The sequence below is a fragment of the Paenibacillus sp. V4I5 genome (assembly GCF_030817255.1).
GTDB lineage: Bacteria > Bacillota > Bacilli > Paenibacillales > NBRC-103111 > Paenibacillus_E.
The window spans coordinates 2,925,479-2,948,770 of sequence record NZ_JAUSZB010000002.1 but is presented as its reverse complement, the minus strand read 5'-3'; the positions used below and the strand labels follow the sequence as shown (position 1 = coordinate 2,948,770).

The following is a 23,292-nucleotide window of genomic DNA, read 5'->3' as shown; positions in this document are numbered from 1 at the left end:
TTGCTTCAAACTTCGTTATTCTGAGACTCCTAACTGGAAATTCCCCTGCTAATATATTCGAATTTCGGCCAATCTTCAAATAAACGCTAATTTAGCAGGAGTTTTTCCTGCTAGAACGACTCAAGCGCTAGCGTGGCGCAGATTAGATGGAGAATTTCCTGATAATCCAATCCAGCTATAAAGATCTCGATATGATTTTGCAGCAAGGTGTTCAAGAACTGATATTTGAGTAGTGCTTTATTGACGAATAGAATTAGGAGACGAACTCATGAGTATAGATCTATTGTTTGAGCTGCAGCATGAGGTGCGGCGTTTGTTTATTGCAGGTAGCGGGATGGCGGCAGGCGATTTGCGTTTGCAGAAAATGCTTCCCCAGCTGCAGAAGCTGGGCGAGTCAGCGCCGGTGTTTAACCGGATGGCGCAAGCGGTTAGTCAAGTTCTGGAGGCAGAAACGAGCGGTTCGGCAAGTAAGCTGTTAGAGTTAGGTACTCTGTTGAATTCCGTACTGTACACGCAAGGAAAAACGGAGACGAAAGAGGACCTCGTTTCTATGGAAGGAACGGAAGCGAAGCTTTCGACGACAATCGCTTACCGCAAGCTGCACCCACTTGTTGAGGCATTGACGCAAAAAGGTCAGGGTCGAATGGAGCAGCTTCGTCAAGGGTACGACGATGGGTTGTTTCATGATTTCCGCGTCATACCTGCCGCTGTTTCTGCGTTAGATGACAGTTATGTAGAAATACCCGATTTTCTTCATCGAAAAGTGCTGCCCACACTCGGAATGGAGGCACTCCCCGCGCTTCAGCAGCAATTCCGGCCGGATGGCGGGAAAGGTGACGCCCGCAGATTGGAACTGATCCATGATTTGCTTCGACTATCTGCCTTAGACCTCCTTCTTCAAGCTGCCAAACAGGGTTCAACGGAAGTCCGTTCCACGGCAATTGAGCTTCTGGGCGATTATCCTGATCAAGAGGATTTTATTCTAGAGCAAGCTGATGATAAGAAAAAAGAGATACGCCGAGCCGCCTTATTCGCCTTATCTCGTCTTGGGACGGAGCAAGCCATTGCTCGCCTTTTCAAGGCACTGGGTTCGAAGGATCAGGATCTTGCCATAGAGCCGATTCAATTATGCAAGGCCAACGATTTGACTCTCAGTGTCATCGGGCATGCAGAAAGTGCGCTCCAGCGAATCGTTCAACGTACAAATGTGGAAGATTCCGCACAGCAGTTAATGGCGGACATCCGCAGCTTACAAGGCAAACGTGTACCTGAAGTCGTAGATTTCATAGAAAAATTGCTGTCTACGCCTAGTTTTATTGTTCCGGAAACGGAAACCATACAGGAAGCCGCTGCCGATCTTCTGCTGCAATTAGATCTGCCAGAGGCAGACCGTTTTGCAGTGACTTTACATGAGGTATACAATCGCAAATTTATTGCTTACAGCTTTAGAGCGGCCATCAAGATTCTTCCTCCAGAGGACGTCTACGAACGCTTTTGCCATGATCTTAAGGATAAAAAGCAGTCGACAGCAAAGGATTTGCTGCGAGTATTGTATGAAGTGACACCTCCGCTGTTAGACCAATTAGATGAGCCAGTGGTGGCTGCTTCATCCGATTTTACAACATGGGATCCAAGATGGGTGCATCTGTTTGTAAAATTGGATGAGGAAGAGCTCGTATGTAGATTTGCTCAGGACTCTGACCCGAAAGTCACAGCTTATCTAGTCAAAAAATGCAAAGAACTGCCTAATTTTAACCGAAGTAAAACAGCTAATATGTTGTTGATCCTATTCAGCCAAACCTATCCGGATGCGCCAAAGCTGCTCATGGATATATTGGAAAAAGGCGGAGTCAAGCAGTTCTATTACTTGGATCGTGCGCAGCTTACATTGCTTTCTTTACTGCCAAGGACTTATGCAGAGAGATTGCAGCAATTTGCAGAAGGGCTATCCTATCAAGGCATGAAAAATCAACTGCTAGAAATCGCAGAAACGATAGCAACGAGGCCGGAACAAACCGAGCTCTCAGATAACGAAGAGAAGGGACAGGGATTATGGGGATGGATCAAAAGCAAGATGTCGTAAGGTTACCCTCTGAACGTTTATATACCCACGAATTGGAAGCTTTGAAGAAATTGGATCAGGATGTGAAGCCAGCCGGGTGGCAGCTTTCTCCGAAGGCGGTACTGACGTTTCTGATTGGTGGACATGTAAAAGGGGTCGCGATTACGCCGAAATATATTGGCAATAAGCGGCTAGTAGAAATGGCGATAGCCACGCTGCTGACAGACCGTGCTCTCATGTTGATCGGGGAGCCGGGAACGGCTAAATCCTGGCTTTCGGAAAATCTGACGGCAGCCATCCATGGGGATTCTGGCAAGGTCATTCAAGGAACGGCAGGCACGAGCGAGGAGCATATTCGTTATTCATGGAACTATGCCATGCTGCTTGCGCAAGGACCCTCTGATCAAGCGATTATCAAAAGCCCGGTTTTCCGCGCAATGGAAACAGGAGGGATTGCCAGATTCGAAGAGATTTCGCGCTGTGCGTCCGAAGTACAGGATGCTTTGATCTCCATCCTGTCGGAGAAGACAATCTCGATTCCGGAGCTGGGCAGAGAAGTGTTCGCTGCAAGGGGATTCTCACTCATCGCAACGGCCAACACGCGCGATCGTGGAGTGAATGAGATGTCAGCTGCCTTGAAGCGGCGATTTAACATCATCGTGCTTCCATCCCCTTCGGATATTGATACCGAAGTGGAGATTGTTCGCAAACGTGTCAGAGAGATTTCGACGAGCTATGAATTGAGAGCGTCGCTCCCAGAGGAGGAAGCGGTGCGCAAGGTTGTGACGATTTTCCGCGAGCTGCGCAGCGGGATGACACTCGACGGCAAAGAGAAGGTGAAAGCGCCGAGCGGTGTGATTTCGACGGCTGAAGCAATCTCACTATTAACGGGCAGCATGGCGCTTGCAGGAAGCTTTGGCAGCGGGCAGATCAGTGAAGAGGATATAGCTGCCGGGCTGCAGGGAGCTATTGTGAAAGACGAAGAGAAGGATCGCCTCGTATGGAAGGAATATCTAGAAAATGTGATGAAAAAGCGGGGATCGACATGGAGAAATCTGTACTTCGCGTGCTCGGAGATGAACAACTAGATCGCAGTCAGGGGTTTCATGTTTTTGGTATACGTCATTTATCTCCTGCAGGTGCTTTTCACCTGCTTGCTTTCTTAGATGAAGTGAAGCCTACGGCAGTGCTCGTTGAAGGACCCAGCGACGCAAGCGGGTTTATTGCTGAACTGACCTCGCATGGTGTTGTCCCGCCGATTGCCATTTTGGCCTATACGGATCAATTGCCCGTAAGGACCTTGTTGTACCCGTATGCGGATTATTCGCCGGAGTATCAGGCGTTTCAGTGGGCTAGCCGCAACGGTGTACAGGCAGAATTTATCGATCTGCCCTCCGAACATGCCTTGGCTCTCTACGAGCAAAGGAAACGGAGGTCATCTTCTGCTGAAGGCGAGAGTAATCAGACTGAGAACGATGATTTTCAGGCTTATGTCCTTGGACAGAGGACACTGTATCAGCAGCTTGCCGATCTTTCGGAAGAACCAGACTACGAGGCTTACTGGGAGCGGCATTTTGAACATAATTTGCAAAAAGACGCCTACCGCCATGGCATTTATCAATTCTCGGCTCAAATGCGGGAGCTGACTGCTCAGCAGGAGTGGCAATTTGCGCCACAGGAGGCGGCTTACAATGAGATTCGGGAAGCTTACATGAGGCGCAAAATTCAGGATGCTATTAACGCTGGGCACGCTCCTGAGAAAATAGTAATCGTAACTGGCGCACATCATGCCTCCGCATTAGATTTCCGCTTTCCTGTAATGACGGATGAAGTGATGAAGGGGCTGCCCAAGACGACAACCAAGCTTACGCTGATGCCTTATTCTTACTATAAGTTGTCATCGCACTCGGGCTATGGGGCAGGGAACCAAGCACCCGCTTATTTCGAGTTGTTCTGGCAGTGCCTTCAAAAAGGTGATCTGAGCAGGCTGCCTTCCTTGTATTTTTCTCAGGTAGCTGCTCATCTCAGGGAACATGGCACTTATAGATCCACAGCCTCGCTCATCGAAGGTGTGAGGTTAGCAGAGGCGCTTGCTGCTTTGCACGACGGTAATCAACCTACGTGGAAAGACCTGCGGGATGCAGCAACGGTATGCCTTGGTCATGGGGAGCTTTCGACAATTGCAGAAGCTTTGGCAAGGACAGACGTGGGAACGGCCATCGGCAGATTGCCAGAAGGAGTCAGTCAGACACCAATTCAAGATGATTTGAACAGAGAACTCAAGCGACTCAAGCTGGAGAAATTCAAATCTACGGTTGCTACAACCTTAGAGTTGGATTTACGCGAAAACCGTAGGGTGAAGTCGGAGGAAGCGGCATTTCTGGATTTGAAGCGGTCTGTTCTCCTTCACCGTCTGGAATTGCTAGGCATTAACTTTGCCAAGAAGCAAAGAGTAATTCAAGACTCCGCATCATGGGCGGAGAACTGGGTGCTGCAGTGGACGCCAGAAGCTGAGATCCAGACGGTGGAGTCGACATTGAAGGGGGAGACGATTGAGCTGGCCGCGGCTTTCGTGCTGAAGGAGCGGCTTGATGTTTGCAGCGATATCGCGGAAGCTTCGCGCATCATTCGGGTCGCCTGCGATTGCACGTTGACGGAGCTAATGGAGCAGGCCAAATCTACGCTGCAAGGTCTTGCGGTGGATGCAGGCAACTTCGAGCAGGTCGCAGGGGCGGCCTACGAGCTGTCGGTGTTGATCCGTTATGGATCGATTCGCCGAATCGAAACGGATACCCTTGTTCCGCTGCTCCAGCAGTTGTTCCTGCGGGGAACCTTGCTTCTCGTAGATAGCGCGGGCTGCAACGATGATGCCGCTCAGGGCATGGTTCGAGCGATTCAGTCGCTGCACACCATTGCCCAAGACCATTTTGAAGCGGTAGACGACGGTTTGTGGTTGAATAAACTGCAAGAGCTGGCTTCTCGGGATGATCGAAATGCAAAGCTGTCGGGCTTCGCCTTCGCTATATTGCTTGAGCGAAATGAAATACCGGATGAACGTGTTGCGATGGAAGTTTCGCGTCGCCTCTCACCGGGGATTCCCGTTGATCTGGGAGCGGGATGGTTTGAAGGCATGTCGATGCGCAACCGATACGCACTGCTGTCTAGGATTTCGTTGTGGCAGCAGCTCGATGCCTATATCGGATCGCTGGATAAAGAGGCATTCCAACGTTCACTTGTGTTTCTGCGACGAGCTTTCGGTTCATTCGAACCGAGGGAGAAAGCATCGGTGGCCGAGATGATGGGCGATATTTGGGGTGTTGGAGCAGATAACGCCGGAACTGCTTTGCAGCAGCCGTTAAGCGAGGAAGAGAAGGAGAAGCTGGATGAGCTCAACGATTTTGATTTTGGGGATTTGTAGCCTATGACCATAATAGATCAAGAACAATTAAAGCGTTGGCGGTTAATTCTGGGTGCAGCTTCTGAAGAGAAGCTGCAGTCTTTTGGCGCTGGAGACGGAATGCTCGACGAGGAGTCGAAACTCATGGATGAGGCGCTTGCCGCGATCTATGATGAGACATCCGGCATTAGTGCTGATGACGGTTCGAACGTGGGCGGCTCCCGCAAAGCGGGGCTTGGGCCTTCGTCCCCGAAGCTAGCCAAGTGGCTGGGCGATATCCGCACCTTTTTCCCGCCGGACGTGGTCTCCGTCATTCAGTCCGATGCCATTGAGCGCAAAGGCTTGAAACAGCTGCTCTTCGAGCCAGAGCTTCTTTCCCAAGTGAAGCCGGATATCCAAATGGTAGCCACATTAATGGCGCTCAAAGGGAAAATTCCGGAGAAAACGAAAGAAACAGCAAGGCAATTAGTGAAAGCCGTTGTAGATGAAATCGTGAAGCGGCTTTCGCAGGATTTGCGCCGAGCTGTTACTGGTGCCTTGAATCGCAGGCAGCATTCGCCGCTGCCGTCGACCACGGGACTGGACTGGAACACAACCATCCGCAAAAATCTTAAGCACTACGACAAGGAGCGCGGTCTCCTGCTGCCGGAAAAAGTCTACTTCTTTGACCGAGCACGTCGCAGCAAAGAGTGGACGGTCATCCTCGATATTGACCAAAGCGGTTCGATGGCGGGTTCCGTCATTTACGCGTCCATTATTGGTTCTATTTTCGCCAGTATGCCGGCTCTGGACACGCGGGTGGTTGCTTTTGACACCGAGGTCGTCGATTTAAGTGAGCAGTGTGCAGAAGATCCCGTTGATATGCTGTTTGGGATTCAGCTTGGCGGTGGGACGGATATTAACAAATCCATCGCTTATTGCGAGCCTTTTATCACGGAGCCGAAGAAAACGCTGTTTATCTTGGTCTCGGACTTATATGAGGGCGGCAATCGGACAGAGATGATTCAAAGGCTTGTCGACATGCATCAGGCCGGCGTGAAGACGATCTGCTTACTCGCTTTATCTGATCAGGGCGTGCCTTCTTATGACGATGCAGTTGCTAAAAAACTGGCGCAATACGGTATCCCTTGTTTCGGATGTTCTCCCGAGAAGCTCCCGGAATTGATGGAAGGTGCATTAAAAGGGCATGATCTTGCGGTGCTTGCGGAGAGGGTGAAGCATGGTAGTGGGAATGTATGGGGGAGTGTGCTCTTGAAGGGTAGAATTCACGGATTGTTGTGTTTTATTTGTTTGCTGGGTCTGTTTATCGGTTTTATAACGCCTACGGCTTATGCTTGTTCCCGCGGGCCGACAACGTTGGAGGAAGATTTTCTGGAAGCGAGTGCGATCTTTACGGCGAAAGTCACGAGCGTGGATGCCGTGTATCCGTCGCAGAAAGCGGCAGTGGTGGAACCGGATAAAGTATTCAAGGGGCATTCTTCGGCCTTTGTTTTGACCAATGATGACTCAGACCAATGCGGGGCCGGTATCGAAGTTGGGGAAACTTATCTATTTTATTCCCACGGCTGGGATTTACCCTATGTTAGTGTATTTGACACGCATCTTCGTGGTACGGAAAGAACAGAAAAGCTGACTCAGTGGCTCTCAGATAGGACTGAGAAACAACAACCTTTGCCTCCACGGACAGAGACTATACTTACCCACAGACAGGGAGAGATCCGGGTGTTTTTTGAACATCATGATAGAGGGTTCTCGAAAAAGTCGTTCATAACGAACAACTCCATGTATGTTCCTCTCTCCTTTTTCAGCGATACACTTTGGTATTCGGCGGACTGGAATAGGGATAAGAATGAAATTGTCATCGATACAACGAACCGTTTAGAATTCGAAGAGCCAGCTCCCGATGCCCTCCTAGCTCCCCATAGAGGGGCACCTAAAGAAATTAGCGCAGCGTACAATGAGATTAAAATCAAAGTGAAAAGTGAAACCCTACAGGAACATCCGGAAGCTTTTGTTTCTGGCGATGAAATCTTTGTTCCTTTACGCGCGATCGCGGAAAAGCTTGGTTATGAAGTCGAATGGGTAGACAGTTCTTCTTCTTTCATTCTCCACCTCCCCCTTGAACAGCAGAGTGGGCCCAAAACTTTGTCCATGAGATATAGGAATAAAATCGGGTTGGAAGGCAGCCTTGAAATAGAGCGGTTAACAGCGAATGAGATCACTTATCGGGCTTACCACGGACATCTTTCGAAAGGTATTGAAGTTAAGCCAGAAACGGTTCCTTTTGCGGAAATGTTAAAAGAAGAACTTGGATATCGAAAATACGGGCTACAATTTTATTTGAGAATGGATAAGCAGGACATTCGGATGTTGGTGTCTTATGAACTCCTTCGAAAAATCGAGAGTGATGCTTCATTTCGCGAACAAGTTGGGGTGAAATTAGGAGAGCCAATGAGACATATACCTCGTAACAGGATACTGACTGTAAAAAACTTTGAATGAAAATAGGAGTACCTTGTATGATTAAAGTAGAATAACGATGTCTGGGAGGGAGTCCTCCAAATAAAGGAGGACCATTGTGAAATGAGTCAGAAACCAAATGATGTATTCAGTAAATCTCTTTTTAATGAATATCCCTTACTGAACACAAAATTATATATTCCACAACAACCATCGTATCATGTAGCCAGAGAACAACATTTGATGGAGAAGATGTCTAGGGCGATGACGTGCAAAGTGACGCTGGTTACTTCCCCTCCAGGATTCGGAAAGACGACGATGGTAAGCCATTGGACAATTAACCAACAAATACCCGCGGCATGGGTTTCTTTGGATCAAGGCGAGAACGACTTGCTCAGGTTTTGGACTTATGTGATTGCTGCTTTTAATCGACTTTATCCCAGCGTTGGACATAAGTCGCTTTCTTTACTACAGACTTTATCATTTTCGTCCGAGCAGATGATTTCATGGTTATTGAACGATTTGTTTGAGATCCCCGATTCCGTCTTACTGGTTTTGGATGATTACCATATGATTGAATCTGATGAAATTCATCGCTTGCTTGCTTTTTTTATTGATCGTATGCCGCCGCAGGTACACCTTTGTATACTCAGTCGTAAACAACCTTTGATTGCTGTTGGTTTACTACGCGTCAAAGGTCAACTCAACGAAATCGGCCTCTCCGATTTGAGATTTACGGAGCAGGAAATATCGACTTTTTGGCTTCGTCAAACGGGCGTTTTGCCAAACGAGTTATCGCTTAAGCTGTTATCCGACCGTACGGAAGGTTGGGTTGCTGGCATACAACTGGCCGTATTATCCCATTTGTCGGGTCAACAAGATGCGCTGCACCAATTTAAGGGGAACAATCGTTATGTTGTTGACTATTTAATGGAAGAAGTTTTTGTTCATTTGCCAGAGTCAATTCGTACTTTTTTACTGAAAACATCGATACTGGAAAGAATGAATGCTGAGCTTTGCGCCGTGCTGACGGGTCAGTCGGTTGAGAAGGAACGGTTGCAAGAAATGGAGAGATCCAATTTGTTTGTGATTTCTTTGGACGCCGAGGGCAACTGGTACCGATATCATCACTTATTTGCCGATTTCTTACGTAGTAAGCAAGAACACCGGGATGAAACGGTCTCTTTGTACATAACGGCCAGCGAATGGTTCGAAAGGCAAGGTTATTTGGGGGAAGCGATTGAGCATGCTCTGGCTGCTAGGGCGTACGATCAAGCATGCACCCTCATCCTAAGCGTTGCAACGGAGCTTTTGAAAAGAAGGGAACTGACCACGCTGCATCGCTGGTTGCTGCAGCTGCCTGTTGCAAACCGAGAGCGCCCCGCTTTACTAATCATTCAAGTATGGACAGAAATATTAATGGGACGTAAGGAGCGGATGGACGAGCATATTGCAACCTTGCAAAAGGCGCTTGATTCACCTAATAGCTTAGAAACTTCGCTTTATGTTGGAATTCGGGAAGATATGAAGGTCGCAAAAAACTTTCAGGCGATGTTACTCGGCAATTACCAGCTCTGTTTCTCCCAATTGCAGGCTTTGCATGAAGATGACAATCTCCCAGATATCGAAGGGCTGCCTATGCTGTTCGGCATGGGCATGGAGTTGAATGACGGTGAAATTCCATTTATTCGCAGTTATTATGGCTTCTGCGGACGAATCAAACAGGCGGAGCGTTATCACCGATTATACGATTCCTTTATTGAAAAGAATGAGTTCTACCATTTTCCTTTTACGGCTTATCAACGGACAGCCATGAGCGAGATCTGTTATGAAAGAAATCAATTAACGGAGTCATTACGATTCGCTGAGGATGCCATCCGCATCGCTAAGCGGAGTCATGTAATTGGGGCGTATGTTCCAGCTGAGATCATCCGGTCAAGAATTCTTTGGCTAAGAGAAGCTAAAGAAGAAGCGATTGCCAACATTTACGAAGCGATGGAACATGTAAAGCTTACCCATCATCATAGCTCACATTGGCACGATTTGCTGAACACTTATCTGATTAGGTGCCAATTAGAGATAGGAGAGATGGGAGCCGTAGATCACTGGATGGAAATGTCCCCATGGAGCAGGCAAAGTGAGATCATTGGCGGTCAGGATTTCGAGCTTCTGACATTTATTGGGGCCTTAATCGCAAAAGAAAACATACATGAAGCTCTCTCTTGGTGCGAACAACTTAAGAAAGCTAGGACATCATCTGGCAGAATCATGACGGAGCTTGAAGTACTGTTGTTCCTCTCGCGTATACACGGAAAAATGAACAACCCCCACACCTGTATGCTCCACCTGCATCAAGCTCTTCTCCTAGGTGAGAGAGAAGGATACCTTCGTATTTTTGCCAATACGGAACTAGAGCCGCTGCTCCGCCAATATGCGGATGTACGGAAGAACAAGTACATGGCGGAATTACAAACGGAAGGAGTTTCTCTTCACTATCTTCAAGTCGTTTTATCCCTTTCCTCAGACAAACGGAATACGGAACGAAATAACAATTACAAGGAATCCTCGGTACATATGTTGACTGTTCGGGAACAAGAAGTACTTCAGCTCATTGCTGCCGGATTGTCCAACAAAGCCATTGCAGAAAAATTAGTGCTGGCTGAAGGCACGGTGAAGCTTCACTTGCACCGGATTTACAGCAAGCTGCAAGTTAACGGGAGAATCCAAGCTATACAGAAAGCAAATCAGTACCGATTACTTTGAAAAAGATATAACCATCGTATATATCGTTCGTTGGATGGCACCCTCCTTCCCTTCTGATAAGCTGAAAGCAGTCAGAAAGTGAGGAGGGAAGAAATGTCAATAAAAGATTACGATGTTATTATCATCGGAGCGCGGGTTGCGGGTTCATCACTCGCTTATGAGCTGTCGAAAGCTGGCTATGAGGTACTTCTCGTTGATCGCAGTTCGTTTCCAAGTGATATCCTGTCCACGCATAACTTTTTCAACAATTCGGTAGCCATGCTCCGGGAGATGGGGGTATTGGAGCAGCTGCTTCAAACGGGTACGCCAGTGTACAAACGGGCTTTCATTCAAATGGATGGCGTGGTCATCGATGGGATTTATCCCGAAGTAAACGGTGAAACTCACTGTTTGTGTATTCGACGTAAGTATCTAGACCGAATCTTGTTCGATCATGCAGCTGCTCAAAGGCAGGTGACCGCCAAGGAAGGCTTTCGAGTCACGGATGTCCTCATGCATAACGATAAGGTGACCGGAATTGTAGGGTTGAGCCGCGATGGCAAACGAGAGGAGTTTAATGCGAGGCTAGTTGTTGGGGCGGATGGCCGTCATTCAACGCTGCGCGATTTGGTTAAAAGCGAGCGGAAAATGGCTGTCCCTACTGATTTTGCATCGTATGTGGGGTACTTCGCTAATTATCGCCAAGTAGGGGAGCGCTGTGTAGAATTTTATATAATGAAAGATAACTTAGCCATCGTTTTTCCGACGAGTGACGATTTGTTCGTCGTAGGGGTTATGTTCCCATTGGATAAAAAGGAATGGATTGAGAAATTTAGGAACAATCCGGAAGCGGGATTTCGCGAGCTAGTCGATGTTGGCTTCTCCGACACAACTACTTTCCCTGAACGTCTGCGAGAATCTTCTTTAGTCGAACCGATTAAAGGACTGCTGGGCTACGATAACGATTGGTTTCAAGGAATGGGAAAGGGATGGGCACTTGTCGGAGATGCTGTTTCTTTCAAGGATCCTGCGGTTGGGCAAGGCATGCATGATGCGATCTACGGTGCGCGCTTATTGACTGCCATTTTATCCGAAACGGGCGACTGGGAAACAAACTGGGAGCTGATGGCTGATAAGTACCAGACCGCCATGGAGTCGAAAATGATGTCCCGTTATCAAATGGCCTGCCAAATAACAAAAAATACACCAGTTACTATGGAGCAAATGGTTGCGAATCGATTGATCGGCAGCAATCCCGATGCGTGTCATGCTTTTCTTGGCATCTACAATTACGCTAATGAACCCGAGATGTTGGGGCAGACGCTGATGAGTTTGCTTCAGGAAGGGAATGGCGTAGAAGAATGAGCAGCGGTAGTTCCGGCTGCAACTGTATGGGCCAGCTGATTTCATCATCGAAATCGGTTGGCCCATTTATGATTTTACGAATGGTTGTTGACAGGCTTATTCGTCTCTCTCAATTTCTACTATCTTCTAGTAATTAATTTTATTCAATTCGTAGTATAATGTTCCTAATGACATATGGAGGAACTAAAATGACGTTAATTAAGCAATTGCAAGCACCAGAAGAGTTTGTAGGCTACTACCTCATTAAAGAATTAGAAGTCAAACAAACGAATACCACGCCTGCCAAAGATTTTATGGACATTGTTCTATGCGATGCTAGTGGGCAGATCTCAGCAAAACTATGGGATGTTAGCGTGACCGATAAAGAAACATTTTTCCCGATGACGTTGGTCAAAGTTCAAGGCTTAGTTCAAACCTACCGCGATAAGTTACAGGTGAAAATCGGTAGATTACGCAAGGCGCTGCCAGAGGATGGCATACAAATTACGGATTTCATTCGTTCCGCACCGATTAGTCCAATCGATCTTATTCATACGATAAATCAAGTTTTGGAAAGTATTACGAATCCGGCCATCAAGTCGATTGTTTCGTTTTGTGTGACCAAAGTCGAAGAGAAGCTCAATCATTACCCTGCTGCCAAAACGCATCATCATGCCTATTTCGCCGGCCTTGCTTATCACATTGTACGGATGCTGGAGATTGGTGAATTTATTTGTAAACAGCGGCCGTTTCTCAATCCCGATTTAATTAAAGCGGGCATCATCCTGCACGATATCGCCAAACCGGAGGAAATGATCGCGCAGCTAGGGATCGTTTCTGATTACAGTGTGCAAGGAAAGCTGCTCGGACACATCTCGATGGCGTCGAACTGGATTACGGAAGCTGCCTTACATCATGAGATTGATCTCCAATCAGATGTTGTCATTGGTTTACAGCATATTGTGCTGTCCCACCACAACTTGCCTGAATGGGGGAGTCCGGTACTGCCTCAAATTCCAGAAGCTGTTGCTTTGCATTACATTGATTCGATGGATGCGAAGCTCCAGATGGTGGAGGATACTCTTATGACAACGCCGGAGACAGAAGCATGGACGCCGATGATCCGCGGACTAGAAAATAAGGCGATGTATCGTTTGAACTTATAATCCATATCTAAACAACGAAAACTGCGTGAGCACAGATGCTCGCGCAGTTTTTTTGTCTTTTCTCACAGTTCCAATCCAGTCCCTCTGTTTAAACCGTTTAATGACGACTTGCGTGTTAACGCGTACGACGCCTTTCAATTTGTAAATATTTTGGTAGAGGAAGTCTTCGAGCGCAGCATCGTCTTTGAGCAAGGCATGCATATGCAGAGAGCTGCTCCCTGTCATTTGATAAATACTGATAACGTTGGGGTCAGCGGAGAGTAGATTACCTACTTCTTCAGCATAACGCGGCTCCACTTCGACTTCGAAAAAAGCGCTGACGACTTTACCTAATTTCGTGGCGTTCAAGCGAATGGTAAAGTTTTCGATGACTTCTTTCTCGATGAGGTTTTCGACTCGTTTTTGAATCGCAACACGTGAGAGATTAAGTGTTTCCCCGATTTTTGCATAGGATATCCGGCCGTTCTCATGTAGTAACTTGATGATTTCTTGATCTACTTGATCGAGGTGAGGAAGCTCCAACATAGGCAAGACTCCTTTATCGTAAAATATATACAGTTGTTAATATTATCATAGTATTCTCATGAAAAGAACAAATTTAACGTCCGAAATAAAACTATGTTAATCAAAATAGTTAGTATTTTTATAAAAACGTAACTATATCTAGTATTTTTATTTACAAATGGAGTTGACGGTAAAAAGGTTCATTCCTATAATGATGTTAATTAACATAACACACAATCAATAATAACAAATCAATGTCATATTATTTGACATATAAGGAGGTGGTAAAATGTCAAACAAATTAATTTACAACGGTACCGTGTTGACCATGAATGCCACCAATCAGATTTTCAAACCTGGCTATGTGTATATGGAGCATGATGTGATCCGTGAAGTGGGGGAATGGAGATCCGACGGGAGCTTGGACCATTTAATCTCACAATCTGCGTATACGTACAATGCTTCGGGGAAAGTCATCATTCCTGGGATTATCAATGGCCACACCCATTTGTTTCAAACGTTCATGAGAGGGGTATCGGATCACTCACCACTCGCCCAGTGGCTCAAGGAGATTATTTGGCCGATGAGCCTCGCGATGGAGCCAGAAGATTTTTATTTAGCTGCTTTAATTGGGTGTATCGAAAATTTAAAATCGGGCGCGACATATATGATGGATCACCATTATATCCACACGTATCCAGAGAATGATGCAAGTGTACTGCAAGCGATGGTAGATTCAGGGATTCGCGGACATTTGGCCAGAGGTGGCTCGGATTTGGCTGGAGAAGTCCGTTTAAGGGAGACAGAGGAACAGATCTTTGACAGCACAGATCGCTTGCTCGATGAATGGGATGGCGCTGCCTCCGGCCGGATTCGAATTGCACTAGGGCCGCTTAATTTATATGGATGCTCACGAGGGTATCTAGAGCGGGCAGCTGTCTTTAGCCGGGAGCGAAAGCTGATTTCTCATGTACATGTCGCCGAGACGAGTGAACAGATCGACACAACGATGGCTCGCTATGGCCTTCGAAACTTGGAATTGCTGAAGGAAGTTGGACTGTTGGGCGAGCAAACACAGGTTGTTCATGGTGTCTGGCTTGATGATGGAGAACTAGAAATGATTCGTGCAGTGCAAGCTTCTGTCATTCATTGTCCAGTATCCAATATGTACTTAGCTTCAGGTGTTGCCAGAGTACCTGAAATGCTGCGTATGGGCATTAACGTTGCCCTAGGTACGGATGGTCCTGGCAGCAATAATTGCCAAGATAACTTAGAAGTGCTGAAGTTCACGGCATGCTTGCATAAGGTGAATGAGCTGGATGCTACCTTATTGCCGCCGATGGATGTGCTGCGAATGGCTACAGTGAATGGTGCAAAGGCCGTTGGAAGGAGTGCTGATTTAGGCAGTCTTGAACCAGGCAAGAAGGCAGATCTAGTGACCGTAGATATGCTCAAAGCGCACATTAGTCCTGTGCATCGCGCTTCTTCAGCGCTGGTTTATAATGCGAACGGCAATGATGTCGATCTCGTTATTGTTGGCGGTCAGGTTGTTGTAGAGAAGGGGATAAGCACGTGGATCGATGAGCAAGAAATTCTGCAAAGAGCCCAAGCAAGGGTTGATGCTCTGCGTACTAAGTTAGCTGGGCAATATCCTATTTTTTCAAATATAGAGTAATTCTCTTAAGGCTTGCGCCATACAAATAATTTTCAGAAACGCTAAGGAGGATGATTTCAATGGCTTTACAACGTCTACATGATCCTGTACTTGAAAATGATTGGCATGCTGTGTACCTCGCGTCTGAGCTGAAAGACCAACCTGTGGGTGTCATCATTTTGGGTGAAAGAGTAGCCATTTATCGCTCTAGCAAAGGGGTTCATGCTCTGCAAGATCTATGCGTTCACCGTGGAGCCATGCTTTCCAAAGGGTGGGTACAAGAGGATGTCCTAGTCTGTCCATACCATGGCTGGCAGTATGATTCATCTGGGCAATGCGTCTGTATTCCGGCGCAGCCTAAGGGGGAGAAGATTCCTCTCAGAGCTAAGGCACAAACCTATGCATGTGAAGAGAAATACGGCTTTATCTGGGTATGTATAGGTGAACCTGCAGCTCCTTTGCCTCATTTCGAAGAGTTTGCTAATCCGGAGTTTCGTCCATTACCTTGTGGCCCTTACAAAGTTGAAGCGGCTGGAACGAGGGTGATTGAGAATTTTACAGACTTCGCTCATTTGATGTTCGTTCATCAGAATCTGCTCGGACATCCCGACTATGCGGAGCTGCCTGACTTTCAGGTTATCAAGGAGAAGGAACGCATTTATATCGAAAATATTCCGATCTTTCAACCCGTTGCCCATTCCGGCTCGGATAAGAGTGAAGGTACGACTTACGTATATATGAAGGAAGTTTATCGGCCTTTATCCGCTCGATTGTCCAAAGCAGATCCGAGCAATGGTCAAACCTTGTGGATTATGTTGACGGTATTGCCTGTAGCCGCAGAAGAATGTGTTGTATTCATGATGGTATCGCGGAATTATGCCTATGACGTAGATGATGCGAATTTTATTCGCTTCCAGGATATCGTGTTTGAACAAGATGCGAGGGTAATCGAGACTCAGAAGCCTGAGCTGCTGCCACTGGATCTGCAGGTCGAACTCAACCATAAGGTGGATCGTTTCTCCATTGCGTATCGTCGCTGGTTGAAAGAATTAGGCGTGGTAATTGGCACGATATAAGAGAATGTTCGTCTTTTGTGATATATGAGTGTGTTTTTCTAAAGAAATCCTTGGAAAAGTAATAAAAAGGCGTACTTTTATTGTGTGAAAATACAAAACGTTAGTCTATTCGTTGACTTGAACAGGCCATCAACCCTATATTTGACTAAAGATTGATAAGTTCTTTTGTAGAGAAAACCAAATATGGAGGGGAAGTTTAATATGAAACCATTTAATCTTACTAATCCGCTTGCAGCGAAACGCCCAGTTGTTTTGTCCATTAGCTTAGCTATGATCACAAGTATGCTCGCCGCATGCGGCAACACGGGCTCCTCGGTTTCAACGTCAGCGCCATCTACAGTACCATCGGCTGCAACGACGGCTTCCGCTGCTCCAGCAGCAACAACAGCTTCAACTGCACCGAAGGCTCTTGTGCCTGCAACGGTTGTTCTGAACTGGTTCGCCGAGCCAGAGCATGGTGGGAACTTTGCAGCTTCAGCCAAAGGGTATTATAAAGACGCAGGATTTGATATGACGCTCATGCCGGGTGGTCCGCAGGTTTCGTCAACACAAATTGTTGCTTCAGGCAAAGCACAATTCGGTATGGCGAATGGTGATGATATTTTGGTAGCCAGACAAGAGGGTATTCCGGTTGTAGCCATCGCTACTTCTATGCAAAAGAGTCCACAAGCCTTGTTTTATCATAAAAGTTCAGGTATTAAAGATTTCTCAGATTTAAATGGTCATAAGGTGTATGTGGCCTCTACAGCTAGCTTTTGGCAATTCATGAAAAAGAAATATAAATTAGACACAGCCCAAGAAATGAAATATACAGGTCAATTAGTCAACTTCGTCAATGATAAAACTTCGCTTACACAAGGGTATGTTACATCCGAACCATTCACACTAGATCAGCAAAAAGTAGAGTATGGCACATTACTTAATGCAGATTCCGGTTATAACATTTACGCTGGCGTATACTTCACTACGGAGAAAATGATTGCTGAACATCCTGACCAAGTGAAAGCTTTCGTCGAAGCTACGGTCAAAGGCTGGGACTATTACAAGGATCATTCCGATGAGATCAATCCTGCCATTCAAGTGAAGAATCCAGATATGGGCTTAGATATGATGAAATATAGCGCTGCTAAAGAAATGGACTTTGTATTCGGCGGAGATGCTGCAACCAAGGGTACGGGCATTATGACGAAAGAGCGCTGGACAGAAGTTCAAAAGCAGCTTGTTGATGTAGGTGTTTTGAAAACAGCAGAGAACATCGACAAAGTGTTCACAACGCAATTTTTACCTAAGAAGTAAGGGATAAAGAATAAGAATAATCAGGGGGTGGCGGCATTGGCTTCTAACAAGAATATGGATTTAGTGAACGTTCGATTGCCAATGGAGGATGAGGGGCATTTGTTTCGACTCTCGATTCGTGATGGCCTTTGGACTCAGATTCAGAAGCAAGAAGCTAATGCTGCCCATTCTGGTGCAATATCTTTGGAATATTGGAAACCGCAGCTTAGTACGTGTGAATCGGGTGTCTCGCTAATTGACCTCGAAGGGAAAATCGTATTGCCGGGCTTCGTAGATGCCCATATGCACTTAGACAAATCTTTCTCACTAACTTCTGTTGAGAATCGGAGTGGTACGTTAGAAGAGGCCGTGCGCAATTATTCAAGTGCATCACCGTCTTTTACCAAAAATGAGATTAAATCAAGAATAATGCGTTCGGCTTTGCAAGCTTTGTCATCTGGTACAACGCACATTCGTACACATCTTGATTTTAATTTAAGAGCCTCACGTGAAGTTGCGTTACGTACAGTTGAGGCCGCTTTGGAAGCCAAAGAAGCATTAGCGCCTTATATTAGCTTGCAGCTGTTTCCGATGTGTCCCTACAATTTCATGTCACTCGATGTGGATGCCGTAGAGGAAGCTCTAAAAATGGGCGTCGATGGGATTGGCGGAGCACCGCATTTATCATTAACCCCTAAGGAAGATATCGATTATATATTCAAATTAGCAGAGAAATATGATGTGCCGATTGATCTGCATTGTGATGAAACAGACAATCCAGCTATGCGCACAATCGATCATATCACTTTGCGAACGAAATCAGAGGGCTATTCAGGAAGAGTTACCGTCGATCATTTATGTGCATTAGCTTCGATGACGAATCAGGATGCTCACGGCATCATTGAGCGGATGGCTGAAGCTAGGCTCAAAGCAGTCTCATTACCTGCAGTCAATTTGTACTTGCAAGGAAGGCATGATGGATTCCCGGTTAGACGAGGAGTAACTCGTTTGAAGGAAATCTGGGAAGCAGGCATTCCTATTGCGGTGGCTTCTGATAATATTCATGATCCCTTTCACCCTTTTGGCAGAGGCGATTTATTACAGATTGCTCTTATTGGCTCTTATGCCGCTCATATGGGACGACCGGATGATCTTCGCACACTGCTGCGCATGATCACGGATGTGCCCGCCAAGGTGCTAGGTCTAACTTCTCATGAGGTAAAGGCTGGTAATCATGCGAATTTTATTATCATAGAGGGAAGTACGCCGGAAGAACTCTTTACCATGCTGCCTGAACGCCGTTGGGTATATAGTCAAGGAAGCTTTGTTCGAATAGCTGCCAATAAAGCAGAGTGGCAGGATAAGACGTTAGCTCATTATTGGCAAGAGGCAATCGAGAATGTATCCTTCCATAAACGTGAATTCGCGAAAGGGTGAGCGTTCTAATGGCTAACCTACCGGATCCAAGAGAGCTTCTGATGGCAGCTCGATTAGGTAAGAGGGTTGCGGATGTAGCCGCCGCTTTACAGCTATTCCAAGCAAGATAAGCTTAATGTTGAACAATGCTAATTTGAAAGCTTAAGATCCGCTCCTCACTCTGAGTCTGGGTCTTTTTTTATAAAAGCTTATGCGTACTATAATGTCCACTCACTTGGAGGTGCTCAGCTTGTCATTCAGTCGTTATCAAGGTAAGGCGTGGGATCGCTGCTTTTTTCCCCGCTTAAGTAAGCACGAGGTTGCTCAAGTTACCAAAGATGATGCGCTTATCGTTCTGCCGGTTGGCGCGATTGAGCAGCATGGTCCGCATATGCCAGTGTTTACCGATACGTTAATTTCCGAAGTGCTCTTGACCGAGGCTTTCGAACAGCTTCCCGATGATGCGAATATATGGCTGCTGCCGGCCATTCCGTATGGGAAAAGTACGGAGCACCTTGGCCATCCAGGAACCATAACGCTATCAGCTACTACATTAATGGCTGTCGTGATGGATATAGCGAAAAGCTTGAGTAAGAGCGGATTTCAGAAATTAGTGCTGGTGAATACGCACGGGGGCAACACGGATTTGTTGAATATGATGGGCCGGGAAATCCGTATAGAAACGGGGTTGGCTGTATTTCGATTAGATCCTGGCGGACTCGGTGCCGCTGATGAGTGGATAACGCCGCTGGAGAAGCAGGCTGGTATTCATGCGGGTGACATGGAAACTTCCTTAGTGATGTCTGCTAAACCCGATTGGGTTCATATGGAGCTTGCTCCTACGGAATATCCGAATTACCCGGATTCGCGTTATTTGGGCCTTCGCAATCGTGCTTTTGCTTGGGTCATGGATGATTTATCCCATTCAGGCATTTCTGGTGATGCCACACAAGCAACGATAACGAAAGGCCATGCGATGGCTGAAAAGTACGGAGCACACATCGCCGAGGCGTTGCTCACCTTTCAAACTTTTGAGATGGCGTCATTGAAAAAGGAACAATAACGGACGGAAGTTCCAAAAATCAAATACAGGAGATGAAGTAAATGGCTATGAATGCTTCTCTGATCCATACATCCAATTCACATGTACAAGATCCAAAATTCGTGAGTATGGAGAATCTCTCTAAGACGTACCCAAACGGTACAATTGCCTTGCAGGATGTGAATCTGACGATACAAGAAGGGGAGTTCCTTTGTTTTGTTGGACCATCTGGGTGTGGGAAATCAACGATATTCAAGATGATTACAGGTCTGGCCAAGCCGAGTAAAGGGACGTTAGATGTGTTTGGAACGACACCTAAAGAAGCTCGCAAGCAAAGTGATATCGCCTTTGTTTTCCAAGATCATACACTGCTGCCCTGGTCTACGGTAGAAGCTAACGTAAGATTGCCGCTTGAATTGCGCGGTGTAGATAAGAAAACACAGAAAGAAGAGGCTCAGCGCGTGTTGGAGCTGGTCGGCTTGAAGGACTATATGAAGGTGCTGCCTAGACAGCTCTCCGGGGGAATGAAGATGCGTGTTTCCATCGCGCGTGCACTCATTTCGAGACCTAAGCTGCTTCTCATGGATGAGCCCTTCGGCGCTTTAGACGAAATTACGCGTCAAACCTTGCAAATGGAGCTGCTCCATATTTGGCAGCAGGATAAATCCATGACCGTGCTATTCGTTACTCATAACGTATTCGAATCGGTCTTCTTATCCACAAGTGTTGTTGTGATGACACCGCGTCCTGGTAAAATATCAGCGAGGATTGATATCCCTGTCCCTTTTCCCCGAGATGAAAGTTTCCGTACAACGACGCAGTTCAGTGATTTAGTTCGTGAAGTATCTGCCGCTTTGGATCATTGATACGAAAGGGTGAATAAGCTCATGGCCATGCATATAAGCTGGGAGAAAGAGATACAGGAGCAGCTTGCAAAAGAAATCGTGTTTGTCGATGGCGAAACGAGAGAAAAGCTCTCTAAAGATTATTACTGGTACTCCCCTGTACTTAATCGCCGATTGCAGAATAGGAAGGCGGCCGATGTCGTTGCCATACCGCGCAATGAAGCCGAGGTGGCAGAAGTATTGGCCTTCGGTTACCGTCATAACATTCCCGTTACCGTTCGTGGAGCGGGTACAGGTAACTATGGTCAGGCGGTCCCCCTGGAGGGCGGTATTGTCTTGGATCTAAGCCGAATGGATGAAATTCTTGAAATCGGACATGGGTTTGCTCGTTTACAATGTGGAGTTCGTTTAGGTGTCATTGATAAAAAGGCTCGCGAAGTCGGACAAGAAATTCGCATTTACCCCAGTACTTATGTAAAAGCGACGGTGGGCGGCTTTGTGAGCGGTGGTTCCGGTGGAATCGGCTCGATTACCCACGGGAACCTATGGGATGGCAATGTGCTGGAAGCTGTCATTTATACGATGGAAGAATCTCCGCAGCGTTTGGTTATCCAAGGCCGTGATTTATTTGATTATATTCATAATTATGGGACGACCGGTATTTTGACCGAGGTGACCATCCCGCTTTCACCTCGCACAGAGTGGGCTCAGGCTATTGCTAATTTCGACACCTTCGAGCAGTCGATGCGATTTGGAGAAGCTCTTGCCAGAGAGGAAGCCATTCTGAAACGACTCATTGCTCCCATGGAGTGGCCAATTCCCTCGTATTTCGTTCCGTTTGCCAAAGTGATTAAGTCTGGCATGGCCGCTGTTATGCTTGAATTTGATGAGGATACGCTGCCGTTAGTCGAAGCTCTTGCCCAAAGTTATGGCGGGCACATCGGTCATCTGATTGAGGCTAAGAATTATCGGAAAACGATCGGGGTATCGGATTTTACATGGAATCATACGACGTTATGGGCAATGAAAACGGACTCTTCCATGACGTATCTGCAAGCTGGCTTTAAGCTGGATAGCTATATAGAACAAATTCAGAAGATTAAAGACAAATATGGGGACGAAGTTTACCTACATTTTGAATGGGTGCGCAGCGGTGGAGAAATCTCGCCAAATTCGCTTCCGGTTGTACGCTTTGAAAGCGAAGAACGTTTATACGAGATCATTCAATATTGCGAATCCATCGGCGTGAAAATATTTGATCCACATACCTGGGGTGTTGGATCATGGCGGACGCGGTGAAGTTGGCAGCATGGAGCGTAAGAAACGTGAGAATGACCCAAGAGGGCTGCTGAATCCAGGAAAAATCATTTATGAGATGTAAATGAAGGGGGACGTACAATGGCTGTAGATTCTAAATACCTGCAAATACTACCGGATGAAATATTCCCTGCCCGTGAACGGGCGGCTTGGACTAATCGATTGGAAGACGGGGCCTCGCCAGGGCTTCGACTCCTGATGCTGCTTAAGAATCTTTTGCCACCCTTGGTTGCTTTTGTTGTGTTCATCGGAGGCTGGGAACTCATTGCTTATTTAGTGAAAGCTCCTGTTTATCTTGTACCTAAGCCTTCCGATATCGTAGCGGCAGCCATAGAAAACAGACATGCACTATGGGTATCTGTAAGGACAACGACGCTGGAAGCTGTGCTCGGATTTTTCCTCAGTATTATTTTAGGAGTTACAGGTGCCATTCTATTGGCAAGCTCCAAATGGATTGAGAAGAGTGTTTATCCTTATGCGATTATTTTACAGACCATTCCGATTGTCGCCATTGCCCCTCTCATTGTGATCTGGTTCGATGCGGGTGTGAATGCGATTGTCATTATTACATTCTTAATCGGATTTTTCCCGATGCTTTCGAATACGTTAATTGGTCTAAATTCCACGGATCAAAATATGAGTAACCTGTTTTACTTATACAATGCGAATGCGATTCAAACGATGTGGAGGCTGCGCATACCAGCTGCCCTGCCTTATATTGTAGCCGGTCTGAAAATTTCCTGTACATTATCCGTCGTCGGGGCTATTGTCGGTGAATACATTGCCGGTATCGGCGGAGGGCAAGGCGGACTTGGTTATGCGATTACGTATGCCGCTGCTCGTTTAAAAACACCGTATTTATTCGCTTGTGGACTTTCAGCATCAGCACTGGGCATTATTTTCTTCTTATTAGTCAACGCTTTCGCTAAATGGCTGCTTAGTTCGTGGCATGAATCCGAGATGAAAAAGGATAACTAAATGGCACCAAGGTA

Annotated in this window: 16 protein-coding genes and 1 pseudogene; 16 read left to right on the top strand and 1 reads right to left on the bottom strand. The window is 46.6% G+C overall.

Annotation, left to right across the window (positions count from 1 at the left end):
• The first annotated feature begins 268 nt into the window (after positions 1 to 268).
• From QFZ78_RS15375 to QFZ78_RS15340, 8 genes and pseudogenes are all read left to right on the top strand, one after another.
• A complete protein-coding gene (locus tag QFZ78_RS15375; RefSeq protein WP_307548770.1) occupies positions 269 to 2,083 on the top strand; it encodes a HEAT repeat domain-containing protein in 1,815 nt (604 codons plus the stop codon).
• Complete coding sequence (locus QFZ78_RS15370; RefSeq protein ID WP_307555707.1) at positions 2,059 to 3,150, top strand: ATP-binding protein; 1,092 nt, start codon at positions 2,059 to 2,061, stop codon at positions 3,148 to 3,150. Before QFZ78_RS15375 ends, QFZ78_RS15370 begins: the two co-directional genes overlap by 25 nt.
• Entirely contained in the window at positions 3,108 to 5,480 is a 2,373-nt protein-coding gene (locus QFZ78_RS15365) for a DUF5682 family protein (protein ID WP_307555706.1), read from the top strand. Before QFZ78_RS15370 ends, QFZ78_RS15365 begins: the two co-directional genes overlap by 43 nt.
• Before the next feature lie 3 nt (positions 5,481 to 5,483).
• Positions 5,484 to 6,674 (top strand): annotated as a pseudogene (locus QFZ78_RS15360) (VWA domain-containing protein); the annotation flags it as partial.
• Positions 6,675 to 7,241: 567 nt separating this feature from the next.
• On the top strand, positions 7,242 to 7,961 hold the full coding sequence (locus QFZ78_RS15355; RefSeq protein ID WP_307555704.1) for a stalk domain-containing protein: 720 nt from the start codon (positions 7,242 to 7,244) through the stop codon (positions 7,959 to 7,961).
• Positions 7,962 to 8,042: 81 nt separating this feature from the next.
• Entirely contained in the window at positions 8,043 to 10,682 is a 2,640-nt protein-coding gene (locus QFZ78_RS15350; RefSeq protein WP_307548769.1) for a winged helix-turn-helix domain-containing protein, read from the top strand.
• A 93-nt stretch (positions 10,683 to 10,775) separates the two neighbouring features.
• The gene (locus QFZ78_RS15345; protein WP_307548768.1) at positions 10,776 to 12,026 is read left to right on the top strand and encodes an NAD(P)/FAD-dependent oxidoreductase; all 1,251 of its coding nucleotides are present in this window, start codon (positions 10,776 to 10,778) and stop codon (positions 12,024 to 12,026) included.
• 188 nt (positions 12,027 to 12,214) lie between these two features.
• A complete protein-coding gene (locus QFZ78_RS15340; RefSeq protein ID WP_307548767.1) occupies positions 12,215 to 13,171 on the top strand; it encodes a 3'-5' exoribonuclease YhaM family protein in 957 nt (318 codons plus the stop codon).
• Here the strand turns inward: QFZ78_RS15340 and QFZ78_RS15335 are convergent.
• Complete coding sequence (locus tag QFZ78_RS15335; RefSeq protein ID WP_307548765.1) at positions 13,166 to 13,696, bottom strand: Lrp/AsnC family transcriptional regulator; 531 nt, start codon at positions 13,694 to 13,696, stop codon at positions 13,166 to 13,168. The genes QFZ78_RS15340 and QFZ78_RS15335 overlap by 6 nt on opposite strands.
• Positions 13,697 to 13,964: 268 nt before the next feature.
• On the opposite strand from QFZ78_RS15335, the gene QFZ78_RS15330 reads away from it, so the two are divergent.
• From QFZ78_RS15330 to QFZ78_RS15295, 8 genes are all read left to right on the top strand, one after another.
• The gene (locus tag QFZ78_RS15330) at positions 13,965 to 15,350 is read left to right on the top strand and encodes an amidohydrolase family protein (protein ID WP_307548762.1); all 1,386 of its coding nucleotides are present in this window, start codon (positions 13,965 to 13,967) and stop codon (positions 15,348 to 15,350) included.
• 59 nt (positions 15,351 to 15,409) lie between these two features.
• Positions 15,410 to 16,405, top strand: a complete 996-nt coding sequence (locus QFZ78_RS15325; protein ID WP_307548760.1) for an aromatic ring-hydroxylating dioxygenase subunit alpha — start codon at positions 15,410 to 15,412, stop codon at positions 16,403 to 16,405.
• Positions 16,406 to 16,606: 201 nt separating this feature from the next.
• The gene (locus QFZ78_RS15320; protein ID WP_307548758.1) at positions 16,607 to 17,701 is read left to right on the top strand and encodes an ABC transporter substrate-binding protein; all 1,095 of its coding nucleotides are present in this window, start codon (positions 16,607 to 16,609) and stop codon (positions 17,699 to 17,701) included.
• Positions 17,702 to 17,737: 36 nt separating this feature from the next.
• On the top strand, positions 17,738 to 19,117 hold the full coding sequence (locus QFZ78_RS15315; RefSeq protein WP_307548757.1) for an amidohydrolase family protein: 1,380 nt from the start codon (positions 17,738 to 17,740) through the stop codon (positions 19,115 to 19,117).
• Positions 19,118 to 19,337: 220 nt separating this feature from the next.
• Positions 19,338 to 20,159, top strand: coding sequence for a creatininase family protein (locus QFZ78_RS15310; RefSeq protein ID WP_307555702.1), 822 nt, complete (start codon positions 19,338 to 19,340; stop codon positions 20,157 to 20,159).
• A 47-nt stretch (positions 20,160 to 20,206) separates the two neighbouring features.
• Positions 20,207 to 21,004: an ABC transporter ATP-binding protein gene (locus tag QFZ78_RS15305; RefSeq protein ID WP_307555700.1), complete on the top strand. Its 798-nt coding sequence runs from the start codon at positions 20,207 to 20,209 to the stop codon at positions 21,002 to 21,004.
• Positions 21,005 to 21,025: 21 nt separating this feature from the next.
• A complete protein-coding gene (locus QFZ78_RS15300) occupies positions 21,026 to 22,282 on the top strand; it encodes an FAD-binding oxidoreductase (protein WP_307548754.1) in 1,257 nt (418 codons plus the stop codon).
• Between the two features lie 216 nt (positions 22,283 to 22,498).
• The gene (locus QFZ78_RS15295) at positions 22,499 to 23,278 is read left to right on the top strand and encodes an ABC transporter permease (RefSeq protein ID WP_307555697.1); all 780 of its coding nucleotides are present in this window, start codon (positions 22,499 to 22,501) and stop codon (positions 23,276 to 23,278) included.
• Positions 23,279 to 23,292 lie beyond the last annotated feature (14 nt).

Excerpts from the sequence above, each read along its gene's own strand:
- QFZ78_RS15375 (WP_307548770.1), top strand. The coding sequence starts at position 269 with ATGAGTATAGATCTATTGTTTGAGCTGCAGCATGAGGTGCGGCGTTTG.
- QFZ78_RS15370 (WP_307555707.1), top strand. The coding sequence starts at position 2,059 with ATGGATCAAAAGCAAGATGTCGTAAGGTTACCCTCTGAACGTTTATAT.
- QFZ78_RS15365 (WP_307555706.1), top strand. The coding sequence starts at position 3,108 with ATGGAGAAATCTGTACTTCGCGTGCTCGGAGATGAACAACTAGATCGC.
- QFZ78_RS15355 (WP_307555704.1), top strand. The coding sequence starts at position 7,242 with ATGTATGTTCCTCTCTCCTTTTTCAGCGATACACTTTGGTATTCGGCG.
- QFZ78_RS15350 (WP_307548769.1), top strand. The coding sequence starts at position 8,043 with ATGAGTCAGAAACCAAATGATGTATTCAGTAAATCTCTTTTTAATGAA.
- QFZ78_RS15345 (WP_307548768.1), top strand. The coding sequence starts at position 10,776 with ATGTCAATAAAAGATTACGATGTTATTATCATCGGAGCGCGGGTTGCG.
- QFZ78_RS15340 (WP_307548767.1), top strand. The coding sequence starts at position 12,215 with ATGACGTTAATTAAGCAATTGCAAGCACCAGAAGAGTTTGTAGGCTAC.
- QFZ78_RS15335 (WP_307548765.1), bottom strand. The coding sequence starts at position 13,696 with ATGTTGGAGCTTCCTCACCTCGATCAAGTAGATCAAGAAATCATCAAG.
- QFZ78_RS15330 (WP_307548762.1), top strand. The coding sequence starts at position 13,965 with ATGTCAAACAAATTAATTTACAACGGTACCGTGTTGACCATGAATGCC.
- QFZ78_RS15325 (WP_307548760.1), top strand. The coding sequence starts at position 15,410 with ATGGCTTTACAACGTCTACATGATCCTGTACTTGAAAATGATTGGCAT.
- QFZ78_RS15320 (WP_307548758.1), top strand. The coding sequence starts at position 16,607 with ATGAAACCATTTAATCTTACTAATCCGCTTGCAGCGAAACGCCCAGTT.
- QFZ78_RS15305 (WP_307555700.1), top strand. The coding sequence starts at position 20,207 with ATGAATGCTTCTCTGATCCATACATCCAATTCACATGTACAAGATCCA.
- QFZ78_RS15300 (WP_307548754.1), top strand. The coding sequence starts at position 21,026 with ATGGCCATGCATATAAGCTGGGAGAAAGAGATACAGGAGCAGCTTGCA.
- QFZ78_RS15295 (WP_307555697.1), top strand. The coding sequence starts at position 22,499 with ATGCTGCTTAAGAATCTTTTGCCACCCTTGGTTGCTTTTGTTGTGTTC.